This is a genomic window from Actinophytocola sediminis (genome assembly GCF_054779715.1).
Map to the genome: position 1 here is coordinate 284,438 of NZ_BAAGXS010000018.1, position 12,202 is coordinate 296,639.

Annotated in this window: 15 protein-coding genes and 1 riboswitch; of the genes, 7 read left to right on the top strand and 8 right to left on the bottom strand. The window is 70.8% G+C overall.

Going from position 1 to position 12,202, the window contains the following annotated elements:
* Positions 1-2 precede the first annotated feature (2 nt).
* Complete coding sequence (locus ACYVIP_RS11650) at positions 3-1,208, top strand: MFS transporter (RefSeq protein WP_460395101.1); 1,206 nt, start codon at positions 3-5, stop codon at positions 1,206-1,208.
* Between the two features lie 226 nt (positions 1,209-1,434).
* On the opposite strand, the gene ACYVIP_RS11655 is transcribed toward ACYVIP_RS11650, so the two are convergent.
* From ACYVIP_RS11655 to ACYVIP_RS11680, 6 genes are read right to left on the bottom strand one after another with little or no spacing between them, the layout of a single operon-like run.
* Positions 1,435-1,998: an AAA family ATPase gene (locus ACYVIP_RS11655; RefSeq protein WP_460395103.1), complete on the bottom strand. Its 564-nt coding sequence runs from the start codon at positions 1,996-1,998 to the stop codon at positions 1,435-1,437.
* A gap of 5 nt (positions 1,999-2,003) precedes the next feature.
* Positions 2,004-2,666, bottom strand: coding sequence for a cation transporter (locus ACYVIP_RS11660; RefSeq protein ID WP_460395105.1), 663 nt, complete (start codon positions 2,664-2,666; stop codon positions 2,004-2,006).
* Positions 2,663-2,986, bottom strand: coding sequence for a Cd(II)/Pb(II)-sensing metalloregulatory transcriptional regulator CmtR (gene cmtR / locus ACYVIP_RS11665; protein ID WP_460395107.1), 324 nt, complete (start codon positions 2,984-2,986; stop codon positions 2,663-2,665). Before cmtR ends, ACYVIP_RS11660 begins: the two co-directional genes overlap by 4 nt.
* Positions 2,987-3,023: 37 nt before the next feature.
* Entirely contained in the window at positions 3,024-3,365 is a 342-nt protein-coding gene (locus tag ACYVIP_RS11670) for a YnfA family protein (RefSeq protein WP_460395109.1), read from the bottom strand.
* Entirely contained in the window at positions 3,362-3,718 is a 357-nt protein-coding gene (locus ACYVIP_RS11675; RefSeq protein WP_460395111.1) for a hypothetical protein, read from the bottom strand. The genes ACYVIP_RS11670 and ACYVIP_RS11675 overlap by 4 nt, the downstream gene beginning before the upstream one ends.
* Before the next feature lie 16 nt (positions 3,719-3,734).
* Positions 3,735-4,382, bottom strand: a complete 648-nt coding sequence (locus ACYVIP_RS11680; RefSeq protein ID WP_460395113.1) for a hypothetical protein — start codon at positions 4,380-4,382, stop codon at positions 3,735-3,737.
* 67 nt (positions 4,383-4,449) lie between these two features.
* On the opposite strand from ACYVIP_RS11680, the gene ACYVIP_RS11685 reads away from it, so the two are divergent.
* From ACYVIP_RS11685 to ACYVIP_RS11695, 3 genes are all read left to right on the top strand, one after another.
* Positions 4,450-5,076 carry a TetR/AcrR family transcriptional regulator gene (locus tag ACYVIP_RS11685; protein WP_460395115.1) on the top strand — a complete coding sequence of 209 codons (627 nt, stop codon included), beginning with the start codon at positions 4,450-4,452 and terminating at the stop codon, positions 5,074-5,076.
* Between the two features lie 68 nt (positions 5,077-5,144).
* Positions 5,145-5,666, top strand: coding sequence for a SigE family RNA polymerase sigma factor (locus ACYVIP_RS11690; RefSeq protein WP_460395117.1), 522 nt, complete (start codon positions 5,145-5,147; stop codon positions 5,664-5,666).
* Between the two features lie 4 nt (positions 5,667-5,670).
* Positions 5,671-6,663, top strand: coding sequence for a hypothetical protein (locus tag ACYVIP_RS11695; RefSeq protein ID WP_460395119.1), 993 nt, complete (start codon positions 5,671-5,673; stop codon positions 6,661-6,663).
* Positions 6,664-6,678: 15 nt separating this feature from the next.
* On the opposite strand, the gene ACYVIP_RS11700 is transcribed toward ACYVIP_RS11695, so the two are convergent.
* Positions 6,679-7,269 (bottom strand): TetR/AcrR family transcriptional regulator, encoded by a 591-nt coding sequence (locus ACYVIP_RS11700; RefSeq protein ID WP_460395121.1) that lies wholly within the window; start codon positions 7,267-7,269, stop codon positions 6,679-6,681.
* A 90-nt stretch (positions 7,270-7,359) separates the two neighbouring features.
* Here ACYVIP_RS11700 and ACYVIP_RS11705 point away from each other — a divergent pair, with 90 nt between their 5' ends.
* The gene (locus tag ACYVIP_RS11705) at positions 7,360-7,773 is read left to right on the top strand and encodes a nuclear transport factor 2 family protein (protein WP_460395123.1); all 414 of its coding nucleotides are present in this window, start codon (positions 7,360-7,362) and stop codon (positions 7,771-7,773) included.
* 17 nt (positions 7,774-7,790) lie between these two features.
* A riboswitch (cobalamin riboswitch) is annotated at positions 7,791-8,001 on the top strand.
* A 91-nt stretch (positions 8,002-8,092) separates the two neighbouring features.
* Entirely contained in the window at positions 8,093-10,348 is a 2,256-nt protein-coding gene (gene metE, locus ACYVIP_RS11710) for a 5-methyltetrahydropteroyltriglutamate--homocysteine S-methyltransferase (RefSeq protein ID WP_460395125.1), read from the top strand.
* A 345-nt stretch (positions 10,349-10,693) separates the two neighbouring features.
* On the opposite strand, the gene ACYVIP_RS11715 is transcribed toward metE, so the two are convergent.
* Positions 10,694-11,677, bottom strand: a complete 984-nt coding sequence (locus ACYVIP_RS11715) for a hypothetical protein (RefSeq protein ID WP_460395127.1) — start codon at positions 11,675-11,677, stop codon at positions 10,694-10,696.
* Between the two features lie 67 nt (positions 11,678-11,744).
* On the opposite strand from ACYVIP_RS11715, the gene ACYVIP_RS11720 reads away from it, so the two are divergent.
* On the top strand, positions 11,745-12,182 hold the full coding sequence (locus ACYVIP_RS11720; RefSeq protein ID WP_460395129.1) for an Rrf2 family transcriptional regulator: 438 nt from the start codon (positions 11,745-11,747) through the stop codon (positions 12,180-12,182).
* The last annotated feature ends 20 nt before the right edge of the window (positions 12,183-12,202 follow it).

Sequence of the window (12,202 nt, forward strand, 5' to 3'; positions counted from 1 at the left end):
CGATGGCCGGAGGGGTGGGGGAAGCACTGCGGGTGCGGGAGTTCCGGTACCTGTGGCTCGCCGAGCTGGCGTCCATCGCGGGGGACCAGTTGGCGCGGGTCGCGCTCGCGGTGCTCGTGTACGGGCGTACCGGGTCCGCGGTCTGGGCGGCGGTGACCTACGCGCTGACGTTCCTGCCGGCGTTGCTGGGTGGGCTGGTGCTGTCGTGGCTGGCAGACCGCTTCCGGCGGCGGGAGGTCATGGTCGTCGCCGATCTTCTGCGGGCGGTGCTGGTGGCGGTCATGGCGGTGCCCGCGTTGCCCTTGTGGGTGGTGTGCGGGTTGTTGGTCGTCGTGGTGTTTCTCGGGTCGCCGTTCGCCGCGGCGCAGGGGGCGTTGTTGCCCGAGGTGTTGCCGGGGGAGCTCTACGAACGTGGCCTGGCGGTCCGCCAGATCACGAGCCAGAGCGCACAGTTGGTGGGGTTCGCCGGTGGCGGAGTGCTCGTCGCGGTGCTGAGCCCGCCGGTGGCGTTGCTGGCGAACGCGTTGACGTTCGTGCTGTCGGCCATGCTGATCCGGTTCGGGGTGGCCGATCGGCCACGGCCCGGCGCGGCGCGTACCGACAAGGGTTCTGGCACCGCCGCCGTGCTCGCCTCGATCGCCACCGACCCTCGGCGACGGGCACTGGTGCTGCTCGCCTGGCTGGTCGGCTGGTATGTCGTGCCAGAAGGGCTGGCCGCGCCGTACGCGGACCAACTCGGCCTCGGCGCGGCGGCGGTCGGGGTGCTGATGGCGGCCGATCCGCTGGGCAGCGTGCTCGGGGCCTGGCTGTTCACCCGGTTCGTGCCGAGTCGGGTCAGGAGTCGGTTGACCGGGGTGCTCGCGGTGGCCGCCGGCATCCCGTTGGTGCTGACGCTGTTCCGGCCTGGCCTGCCGGTCACGGTCGTGCTGTGGGGGCTGTCCGGCGCGTTCAGCACGGCCTACCTGCTCCAGACCCAGGCGGACTTCATCCGGGCGACGCCGGACACCGACCGGGGCAGGGCGGTCGGCGTGGCCGCGTCCGGAATCGTTGCCGGGCAAGGGGTTGCGGTGCTCGTGGGCGGCATGCTCGCCGACTTGTGGGACCCGGCGACCGCCGTCGCGATCGCCGGGTCGGTCGGTGCCGTGCTCGCCGCGGCGGTCGCCGTGGCCGGGCACCGGGCATCGGTCACCAGCTCTTGTTCCGCATAAGCGATCTCCTTTCTGTGCCAGACAGAAATCCCTTACGCTCGAGGATTACCAGTTCTTGCCCCGCATGGTTCCCTCCTTCCGGTAGACGAGCCCGTTGGGTATAAACCCGTGCTGCCGGGACCGGTCCCCGGCACGTGGATCCCGGTCAACCGCAGCGAAGGGTCCCTTCGCTGCGTCCCGTGCAGCGAAGGGACCCTTCACTGCAGTCAGAACAGCGATGAGCTGACTACCTGGCTGTGCGGGTCATCTGTGCGGTGAGTTGGGCGATGAGGTCGGTGAGGGGCAGGTTCTGGAAGTCGGTGGTGTCGACGGTCAGTACCGGGCCCGGGATGTCGAGTGGTTCGTAGCGGCCGGCGAGTAGTTCCGCGCGGAACTCGGCGATGTTGTGTTCGTCGCGGTGGCCGGGGTGGCGTTCGCTGGCGGCTCGGTCGGTGAAGCGGCGCAGGAGGGTCGGGCCGTCGGTGACGCACTGGAGTTGGACGGCGTTGGCGCCGGTGTCGGCGAGCACCCGGTGGAAGTCCTGGCTCGCCTGCCCGCGCCGGAAGGTCGACTCGGCGATGCAGGAGGCGCCCGCGCCAAGGGTGTCGGCGAGCTGGGCGTAGAGGACCGCGATGGCGGCCGCGCCGAGTTGTTGGGACCACGCGCGATCCGACCAGCCCAGCGTGTCGAACAACGTCTCCTTGACGCGGTCCTTGCCGAACACCGGAAGTCTCATGTGGACGGCGAGTTCACGGGCCAGGGTGGACTTTCCGGTCGCCGGCGGCCCGGTGACGATGATGACGGTCGCCATCCCGGTCAGCAGCAGTGCTCGCCGCGCCAGGCCCGGCGGCCCTCGCGGACCGCGACGGCGGCGATGACCAGCGCCACCAGCGGGTCGGCCCACGACCAGCCGAGTTGGCTGTTGAGCACCAGTCCGACCAACAGGACCCCGGAAAGGTAGGTGCACAACAGGGTCTGCTTCGAGTCCGCGACCGCGCTGGCCGACCCGAGCTCCCGGCCGGCGCGCCGCTGGGCGTAGGACAGGAACGGCATCACCGACAACGACACCGCCGCCAGCACGATCCCGACCGTGGAATGCTCGGCGGCGTCCGCACCGACCAGCGCGCGCACCGACTCGACCGTGACATAGCCCGCGAGCGCGAAGAACGAGACGGCGATGACCCGCAACGCCGTCCGCTCCCTGGCCGCCGGATCCTTGCCGGCGAACTGCCAGGCCACCGCCGTCGCCGACGCGACCTCGATCACCGAGTCCAACCCGAACCCGACCAACGCGGTCGACGACGCGATCGTGCCCGCCGTGATCGCGACGATCGCCTCGATCACGTTGTAGATGATCGTCGCGGCCACCAACAGCCGGACCCGTCGGGTGAGCACGGTCCGGCGGGGATCGACCGCGCCGGTGGGGGAACAGCAACTGTCCACTGGCGACAGTTCGAGTCGGCCGGCGTCCGGGTTCATCGAGCGTCCTCGACGCAGGGTTCGTCGGGGTCGACCGCGAGCACGACCTGCACCAGCTCGCGCAACGCGCGGGCCAGGTGCGCGTCGGCCAGGGCGTAGCGGACCTGGCGGCCCTCGTAGGTGGCCACCACCAGGCCACAACCGCGCAGGCAGGCCAGGTGGTTGGACACGTTGGAGCGGGTCAGCTCGAGCTGGGTGGCCAGCTGGCCGGGATAGCTCACCCCGTCGAGCAGGGCGACCAGAATCCGGCAGCGGGTCGGGTCGGCCAGCGCCCGCCCGAGCCGAGCCAGCGCCGACTCCCGCGTCTCACACATCAGCATGAGCGAAACAGTACAGCGACCACTGATATAAAAACAGTCACGACGTCCCGTGGCGCGGTGCGTACATGATCACGACGACCCCGGCGAGGCACAGTGCGGCGCCGAGGTAGTCCCATCGGTCGGGGTGGAACTTGTCGACGATGACGCCCCAGGCGAGCGAGCCGGCGACGAAGACTCCGCCGTACGCGGCGAGAATCCGGCCGAAGTTCTGGTCGGGCTGGAAGGTGGCGACGAACCCGTAGGCACCCAGCGCGAGCACACCGGCGGCGATCCACCACAGGCCGCGATACTCCCGCCAGCCCTGCCAGATCAGCCACGCCCCGCCGATCTCGGCGATCGCGGCCAGCACGAACAGCAGCACGGACCGGACGGTCGTCATGCCGGGGACGGTATCCGGGCGCTCGCGCGGGCCGCCCACGCGTCCAGCACGTCGAGCTGCCCGCCGGGCACCGACACCTCCAGGTGTAGCGCGCCCTCGGTCGCGGTCAGGGTGAAGGTGAAGAACGAACAACACCCGGTCTCGCGCACCATCAGGTCGGCCGCCATGGCCGCCGTCTCGCCGGTCGGCGGCAACGGCAACAGTGCCCGGTTCGGCGCTGGCCGCTCGACTTTCCCGGTCGCGGTGGCGAACAGTGCGTCGAACTCGGCGATCCGCGTCGGTTGCGCCACCGTGGGCAGGGTGCACGCCGACGGTGCCCATGAACTGTTCGGATCCTGTGCCGGAGTGCTCATGCCCCCACGGTAACCGTCAGCTGGTCAGCAGCAGGACGCTGTAGACGACGATCCAGGTGGCCCAGCCGAACCAGCCGATCAGGCCGGCCACCGCGACCCGGTTGGTGCGGTTGATGGTGAAGGGGGCGGACAGCGACGAGATGAACATCAGTACGGCGCTGACGTAGCCGAGCCAGGTGTGCCAGGTGGGGTTGAAGCCGACGCCGGCGCCGGCGGTGGTGAAGCCGAGCAGCGCGATGGCGAGGAAGACCTGGTTGAAGCCGAACAGGAGGTGGTGTGCCGCCGCCAGGCCGGCGATCGGGTCCCGGCGTTGCGCGGCCGCGACCATGCCGAACCGGAACGCCTCCACCACCGTGAACGTGGCGTTCTGCATGAGTACCCCGGCGAAGCCGACCAACAGCCAGCCGTCGGTCGCCAGGTCGCCGCGCCACAGTTCCGCGAGCAGTCCGGCGGCGAACACCGTGGTACACAGCCAGGTGACGGGCACGATCACCGATGGTCCGCGCAGCCGGTCGCCGATCGCGGCCAGCGAGTCGGCGACCTCCTCCACGGACTGGCCCGAGTTCGGCATCGGCAGCCCGATCCGGATATAGATGACGTTCACGAAGATCGCCACCAGGACGAACCCGATGCCGCCCATGCCCGCCAGGCTGACGATGGTCATCGCGTGACTCCGATCCATTTTACGTTGCTTATATTCAATATAACCACCAGAAGATCGAGGCGCAAACATGGAGAGAGAGCCCGAGCGGCGCACGTACAACTCGCTGCGCCGCCTGTCGCAGGCGCACCAGACCCGCGCCGAGATCGCCGACGCCGCGCGCCGGCTGTTCGTCGCCAAGGGCTGGGCGACGACCACCGTGCGCGACGTGGCGCGCGCGGCCGGGGTCTCCGTGCCGACCGTCTACGCGGCCTACCAGAACAAGACCGGGCTGGTCTGGGCGCTGGCCGAGGCCGCGGACCTGTCCGCCGACCTGCCGCGGATGGTCGACGAGCTGGAAGCCACCGCCGACCCCCGGCAGAACCTGGCCGCGATGGCCGGCTACGACCGGCGGGTCTTCGAGCGCGCGGGCGACCTGATCGCCCTGGTGCGCGACGCCGGGCGCACCGAACCCGAACTCGCGGACTTCTACCTCCAGGCCCGGCGCAAGGCCGATGACACCCGGGTGCAGGTGTTCTCCTCCTGGCCGAGCGGCACCCTCCGCGCGGACCTGGACATCCCGACGGCCGTCGACAGCTACGCGGCGCTGTGCAACATCGACGTCTACACCACACTCACCGTCGAGCGGTCCTGGTCGCCCGACCGGGTCGAGCAGTGGTGGAGCGCGGCACTTGCCCGGGAACTGCTGAGCGGGTAGTGAGTGCGGTCACACAACCTGGGGTGCGGTCGTTGGCGTCAACGGGGCGACGGCGAGGGGGTGATCGGGTGCGTGCGACCGAGGAGCAGCGGTTCACCGAGTACGTGACCGCTCGGCTGCCCGCGCTGCGGCGCACCGCCTACCTGCTCTGCGGGGACGAGCACCGGGCCGACGACATCGTCCAGGTGACGATCACCAAGCTGTACACGCACTGGAAGCGGGCCAGCGCCGCGGACAACATGGACGCCTACGTGCGGGCGATGCTGGTGCGGGTGTTCCTCAGCGAGCAGCGGCTCGGCTGGGCCCGCAGGATTCGGCTGACCGGGGCACCGCGGGACACCCCGTCGGTGGCCGCGGACACCGGGCCAGACGTGGAGACCCGGCTGGTGTTGCTGACCGCACTCGGCCGGGTCCCGCCGAAGGCAAGGGCGGTGCTGGTGTTGCGGTTCCTGCTCGACCTGTCGGTCGCCGAGGTGGCCGGTGTGCTCGGGTGCTCGGAAGGGAACGTGAAGAGCCAGACCTCGGCCGGCCTGGCCGCGTTGCGCAGGCTGCTCAACGGACAACTGTCAGCCGTCATGGGAAGGGAGTAGCGGGATGGACCAGACCGAACAGGACGGTGCCCGGCTGCTCAGCCCGTTGCGGGACACCGAACCCGGCACGCCGTCGACGGTCAGCGTGCACCGGGCGATCCACACCGGCGCCCGGCGGCAGCGGACAGGACAGGCGCTCGGCGCGCTGGCCGTCGTCGCGGTCACCGTGTTCGGGGTGCTCACCGGCTCGACCATCCTCAATGGACAACAGAGCGCGCCGCCGGCCACCCCGGTCGGCGAGTTCGAGCCGCTGCGCCAGGAGTTCGGCGTCGGCTCGGCCGGCGGCTTCACCCCGGTCAGCTACGAGACCGGGCGGTACCGGCAGCGGGTGCTGCTCGTGCCGACCGACGGCTCGGCCGGCGACGCCGAGGTGACCATGTACGCCCCCGGCCGGTTGCCCGACCCGCCGGCGGGCGATCCCGCGCCCGAGGTGAACGGGAAGCGGGCACTGTGGACCGGCACCGCGCTCGCCTGGGAGTGGACGGCGAACGCGTGGGCGTTCGCCATGGTCGACTCGCGGGACGTCGCGCACCGGGTCGCCCAGAGCGTCGAGCCGGGCGCCGGCGCGGCGGTGAGGTTGCCGTTCACCGTGCCAGCGCCCGATTCCGGCGATCCGCGCCAGCTGGTCGGCGTGATCAGTCCATTCGGGACATCGAGCGATCCGGCCGAGGGTGGGCTGTTGGTGTTCGGCACGCGTGATCCGGTGAGCGCGGACGACGACGCGGACCGGGTGCTGGTCGGTGTTCGCCGGGACCTCACCCGGGACCTGGTCACCGGTGACCCCGGTGCCGCACCGGTGGCCACCACGCAGCTCGATGGTCGTCCGGCGGCGGTGTCCGACACGGCGGTCACCATCCTGGACACCGGTGGCGGCTATGCGATCGTCGCCGAGTCCACTGTGGTCTCGACCGGGGAGCTGACCGAGCTGGCCTCCTCGGTGCGGCTGGTCGAGAACCCGGCTGACCAGCGGTCGTGGCGCGGCGTGCCGCTGCGCTGATTCCCGCGCACCGCTTCAGGTGGCGCCCAGCGCGCGCAGCACGGTGTCGGTGACCCGGTCGAGATAGTCCGGCTCGACCGGGGCCTGGCGCACCACCAGCCGCCAGTAGATGAGCCCGGCCACCATGTCCTGCGCGGTCTCCAGGTCGGCGTCGGCCGGCAGCTCACCTCGGGCCGCCGCCTGTTCCAGCCGTGTCCTGGCCAGCGCGCGCCGGGGTTCGCCGATGGCGGTCGCGATCGCCTTGGCGAGTTCCGGTGTGCGGGTGGCCTCGGCCACCAGATCGGGGACGATCCGGGAGAACGGCGGCTCGGACAGCCACGCGGCGATGGCGGCCACCGAGGCGCGGAGGTCACCGCGCAGGGTGCCGGTGCTCGCCACGTCCGCCATGGGCACGCTGATCTCGGCGAGCACCGCGAGCACCATCTCCTGTTTGGTGCGCCACCGGCGGTACAGCGCGCTCTTGCCCGCGCCCGCGCGCCTGGCGACCCCTTCCATGGACAACCGCGCGTAGCCCCGCTCGACCAACTCGGCCAGTACGGCGTCGTTGATGGCGGCGGTGATGCCCGGTTGCAGCACGGCCGCCCCGGACGGTGCGCGACGGTTCATGGTGCCGAGTCTAGCGGATGGACAGGACGGTCCCGTCCGTCGTAAAGTGGTCGGGACGATACCGTCCCGTCCATCCTGAGGGAGTCCTGAATGACACCGCGTGAGCTGCTCGACCATGCCCTGGAACTGTTGCTGGCCAAGGATATGTCCGGCTTCGCCGACCTGTGGGCCGCCGAGGGCACCATGGAGTTCCCGTTCGCCCCGCCCGGCTGGCCGACCCGGGTGGACGGTCGGGAGGCGGTCCACGCCTACCTGCGCGACTACACCGACGTCTACGACCTCCAGCGCGTCACGGAGAAGATCGTGCACGAGACCACCGATCCGGCGGTGATCATCCCCGAGATCGAGGTGGCGGGGATGCTGGTGCGCACCGGCGAGCCCTACCGCAACCGCTACATCTGTGTGCTCACCGTGCGGGACGGGCAGATCGTCGGCTACCGGGACTACTGGTCGCCGACCGGCGTGAACGCGGACACCGACTTCATCGGGACACTGTCGGGGTGATCGGGCGATCGGCCTGTAGGCTGGTGGATGCCGACGGTTCGCGCGCGTTCTCTCGAGGATGTGGGCGAGGCAAGAGGGAACCCGGTGTGAGTCCGGGACTGCCCCGCAGCGGTAAGTGGGAACGAAAGCCGTCAACGAAGCACTTGGCGAGAGCCTGGGAAGCGACGGCCGGTAGGCGCGAGACGTGCGCCCACGAGTCCGAAGACCTGCCGCCGGCCCGTGCACCGACCGGTGCGCGGGGTCCGGAGCCTCTCGGGAGGGCCACGGCCGCGACTCGTTCGCGTGCGGTCCCTTCCGAGCTGGTCTTCGTGCCATCGGCATGCTCGCGAGGAGAGAGCTTGTGACCATCGGCACCACTGTGCTCGGCTACCCCAGGATCGGCCCGCGCCGGGAGCTCAAACGCGCCGTCGAACGCTACTGGGCAGGCAGGATCGACGCACCGGAACTCCAGGCGGTGGCCAGGGAGCTGCGCGCCGCGACCTGGACGGAACTGCGCGACGCCGGACTGGACTCCGTCCCGTCCAACACGTTCTCCTGCTACGACCAGGTGCTGGACACCGTCGAGCTGTTCGGCGCGATTCCCAAGCGCTTCCACGATCTCGATCTGTCCACAGTGAACACCTACTTCGCCGCGGCGAGGGGCCGCGACGGCGCCCCCGCGCTGGAGATGACGAAGTGGTTCGACACCAACTACCACTACCTGGTCCCCGAACTCGGCCCGGACACCGCGTTTCGGCTGACCGGCGACAAACCGCTTGCCGAGTACCGCGAAGCGCGCGCGCTGGGCATCGAGACCAGGCCGGTGCTGCTCGGCCCGGTGACGTTCCTCCTGCTGTCCAAATCGGACCATGAGGGCTTCGTCCCGCTCGACCTGCTCAACGATCTCCTGATGGCCTACGGCGACCTGCTCACCCGGTTGCGGGCCGAAGGCGCCCAGTGGGTGCAGCTGGACGAGCCGGCGTTCGCCGCCGACCGGACCCCGGCCGACCTCGCGGCCCTGCGGCGCGCCTACGACCTGCTCGGCGCGCTGCCCGACCGCCCGCGACTGTTGGTCACCGGCTACTACGGCGATCTGGGCCCAGCACTGGAGGTCCTCGCGAACACACCGGTCGAGGCGATCGCCGTCGACCTGGTCGCCGCGCCGGACACCAGTCACGCCACCGTGCCCGCGTTGCGGGACAAGACCCTCGTCGCCGGGGTCGTGGACGGCCGCAACGTGTGGCGCACCGATCCGGCGGCGGCACTGGCCAAGGCCGAGGCCCTGCGCGGCTCGGCCCGCGAGGTCGCGGTCTCGACGTCCTCGACGTTGCTGCACGTCCCCTACGACCTCGACGCCGAGACCGAGCTCGACCCCGATGTACGCGCCCGGCTCGCCTTCGCCCGGCAGAAGGTCTGCGAGGTCGTCGCCATCGGCACCGCGCTCGCCAAGGGCGCCGGCCCGGCGACCGACCACACGCGACAGTCGCCGCCGCGGGACGAGGACGTGCTGGCCAGGGTCGCCGCGCTCACCGACGCGGACCGGACCCGTCCGGCCTATGTGGAGCGTGCGGCCGCGCAGCAGCGCAGGCTGAACCTCCCGCCGTTGGCGACCACCACGATCGGGTCGTTCCCGCAGACCGCGGAGATCCGCCTGGCCAGGGCCGGGTTGCGCACCGATACCCTGGACGAACGTGGCTACCTGCGACAGATGCGCGACGAGATCGCCAAGGTGATCGCGCTGCAGGAGGACATCGGCCTGGACGTGCTGGTGCACGGTGAGCCCGAGCGCAACGACATGGTGCAGTACTTCGCCGAACACCTGGCCGGGGTCGCCTCGACGGAGTCGGGCTGGGTGCAGTCCTACGGCTCCCGGTGCGTGCGCCCGCCGATCATCCACGGTGACGTGTCCCGGCCGAAGCCGATGACCGTGGACTGGATCTCCTACGCGCAAAGCCTTTCGGTGAAACCGGTCAAGGGCATGCTGACCGGCCCGGTGACGATCCTCGCGTGGTCGTTCGTGCGCGACGACCAACCACTGGCCGACACCGCGGTCCAGGTCGCACTGGCGCTGCGCGACGAGGTCGCCGACCTCGAGGCGGCCGGCATCGGCATCATCCAGGTCGACGAGCCGGCGCTGCGGGAACTGTTGCCACTGCGGGCGGTCGACCAACCCGCCTACCTCGACTGGTCGGTCGGCGCGTTCCGGCTGGCCACCGCGGGCGCCGTGCCGTCGACCCAGATCCACACCCACCTGTGCTACTCGGAGTTCGGCGAGGTCATCGAGGCGATCGACGACCTGGACGCGGACGTCACCACCATCGAGGCGGCTCGCTCCAAGATGGAGATCCTCGGCGACCTCGGCACGTCCGGGTTCGGCCGCGGTGTCGGGCCCGGGGTGTACGACATCCACTCCCCACGCGTGCCCGACGAGGACGAGATCACCGACCTGTTGACCAGGGCGGCCGAGGTCGTACCGGGCGAGCGGCTGTGGGCAAACCCCGACTGCGGCCTGAAAACCCGCGGCTACGCCGAAGTGGAACCGGCGCTGCGCAACCTGGTCGCGGCCGCCCGCCGCGTCCGGGACACCCTGCGGTGATCGGTTCTCGAATCCTCGCGGCGGTCCTCGCCGGTGTCACGGTCGTCGGCCTGGTCGCGCCGGGAGGCGCGGCGGCCGCGCCGGGCGTGGCCAGAAGGCGGACGCCGCCGCGGGTTGGCTGGCCAGACAACTGGTCGACGGCGACCACTTCGAGGTCGACTTCGGCGGTGAGTTCTTCGCCGACGCCGGCCTGAAGTCCTACGCCGGCGCCACCGCGAAGGCGTCGCCCCAGGTCCGCGGCCTGGACCCGGCGAGCCTGGGCGGCCCAGCCTGGTCCAGCTGTCCGCAACGGGATCGGCCCCAGGCCCCAGTTCTGGTCTGCCCGTAACGCGACGAAGGCGTCCTTCATCGCACTGGACGGAGGTCGTCGAGGCTGAGACGTAGCCAGGTGTCGTGGGCGAGGAGGTGGAAGTCGGGGCCTCGTCCGATGACCTCGAGTTCGCGGGGGAGGGGCTCGCCGTCGGGGAGGACGAGGCGGTACTCGCCGGTCACGTGCAGCCGGTCCTCGTCGAGGACGCCGGTGGCGAGCCGGTGGGGATCGTCGTAGCCGCCGAACAGCGCGACGTGGTCGCCGTCCACGGCGATGGCGCTGGCGCCATGGACGTCGTTGTGCCAGCCGGACAGCGTGTCCTCCCGCACCCGCACGACGGGGAAGTCGGTGTAGCAGGACGTCCACGCCGTGTCGCCGTCGACGTTGAGGGCGTAGCAGTCGGCGATCGTGTCCCAGGGGTTGTCGCGGTCCATCGGGTAGCGCCAGTCCGGGGCCAACTCGGGGGAGAACCGGATCAGGCCACACTCGCCGATCGGGGTGTCGCCGTCGTCGAAGCCCCAGCCGTAGTTGCCGAGGATCCCCTCGTCGTAGTACCCCACCCAGACCTCGCCCCGGCCCGTGGCCAGCACGTGCGCGATGCCGTCGCCGAGGGTGTGTTCGGCCAGTACCGCGCCGGTGTCGTCGTAGACGATCGCGTTGCGGTCCGGGCCATCCGGGCGCCATCGGCATCGGGCGCCCACCACGAGCAGCCGGCCGTCGGGCAGCGGCTGGACGAACGGGTGGGCGACCGGCAGCCGGATTGGCGCGGCCTCGACCGGCGTCGGCGCGTGCGCGCTCACCCGGACACCGACCGGCTGTGCCGCCCGCGCGTCCGGGAACCGGGCGCCGTCCTCGCTGATGGTCGCCGACGTCAGCGTCGCCAGGTCCACGGCGGTCGCCCACAACGCGACGACCTCGCCCGCCGGGCCGACCGACGCGCTCACCCGCACCTCGCCCTGCCGGGGCGCGACGAGGTGGGCGTGGTGGCGGGCCCGGACCACGGGCGGCTCATCGTTCATCGGCACATTATTGACGACCGGTCAAACTGCAACTAGGTTAGTTCCAGTTCAAGCGGAAGGGACAGTGGTGGGTCTCAGCAGCAGAAGCGCCGTCGCGATGCACGCGCTCACCATGTTGGCGCGCTGGGACCATTCGCTGACCTCGGCGGAGATCGCGGAGAGCCTGGCGAGCAACCCGGTGCTGGTGCGGCGCATCCTGGGCAGTCTGCGCGACGCCGACCTGGTGTGGTCCACCGAGGGCCGAGGCGGCGGCTGGACGCTCGCCCGTTCCCCCCGGGAGATCACCCTCTACGACGCCTACCTCGCCGTCGAGGACGGACCGGTACTGGCCAGGCACGCCCATCCACCGAGCGAGGCGTGCGAGGTCGGGCGGCACATGCAGCACGTGCTCGAGATGGAGTTCCTCGCCGCCGAACACGCCATGGAGGAACGGCTCAGCGCGACAACCATTGCCGACCTGGTCGGGCAGGTGCTGGTCGCCGAGCGCAGGCGGGTCACGCACTGACCTCGTGGCGAACGGGACGC

What these genes read in the sequence shown, in the direction of transcription:
- ACYVIP_RS11650 (WP_460395101.1), top strand. Translation starts at nt 3, where the DNA reads ATGGCCGGAGGGGTGGGGGAAGCACTGCGGGTGCGGGAGTTCCGGTAC.
- ACYVIP_RS11655 (WP_460395103.1), bottom strand. Translation starts at nt 1,998, where the DNA reads ATGGCGACCGTCATCATCGTCACCGGGCCGCCGGCGACCGGAAAGTCC.
- ACYVIP_RS11660 (WP_460395105.1), bottom strand. Translation starts at nt 2,666, where the DNA reads ATGAACCCGGACGCCGGCCGACTCGAACTGTCGCCAGTGGACAGTTGC.
- cmtR (WP_460395107.1), bottom strand. Translation starts at nt 2,986, where the DNA reads ATGCTGATGTGTGAGACGCGGGAGTCGGCGCTGGCTCGGCTCGGGCGG.
- ACYVIP_RS11670 (WP_460395109.1), bottom strand. Translation starts at nt 3,365, where the DNA reads ATGACGACCGTCCGGTCCGTGCTGCTGTTCGTGCTGGCCGCGATCGCC.
- ACYVIP_RS11675 (WP_460395111.1), bottom strand. Translation starts at nt 3,718, where the DNA reads ATGAGCACTCCGGCACAGGATCCGAACAGTTCATGGGCACCGTCGGCG.
- ACYVIP_RS11680 (WP_460395113.1), bottom strand. Translation starts at nt 4,382, where the DNA reads ATGACCATCGTCAGCCTGGCGGGCATGGGCGGCATCGGGTTCGTCCTG.
- ACYVIP_RS11685 (WP_460395115.1), top strand. Translation starts at nt 4,450, where the DNA reads ATGGAGAGAGAGCCCGAGCGGCGCACGTACAACTCGCTGCGCCGCCTG.
- ACYVIP_RS11695 (WP_460395119.1), top strand. Translation starts at nt 5,671, where the DNA reads ATGGACCAGACCGAACAGGACGGTGCCCGGCTGCTCAGCCCGTTGCGG.
- ACYVIP_RS11700 (WP_460395121.1), bottom strand. Translation starts at nt 7,269, where the DNA reads ATGAACCGTCGCGCACCGTCCGGGGCGGCCGTGCTGCAACCGGGCATC.
- ACYVIP_RS11705 (WP_460395123.1), top strand. Translation starts at nt 7,360, where the DNA reads ATGACACCGCGTGAGCTGCTCGACCATGCCCTGGAACTGTTGCTGGCC.
- metE (WP_460395125.1), top strand. Translation starts at nt 8,093, where the DNA reads ATGCTCGCGAGGAGAGAGCTTGTGACCATCGGCACCACTGTGCTCGGC.
- ACYVIP_RS11715 (WP_460395127.1), bottom strand. Translation starts at nt 11,677, where the DNA reads ATGAACGATGAGCCGCCCGTGGTCCGGGCCCGCCACCACGCCCACCTC.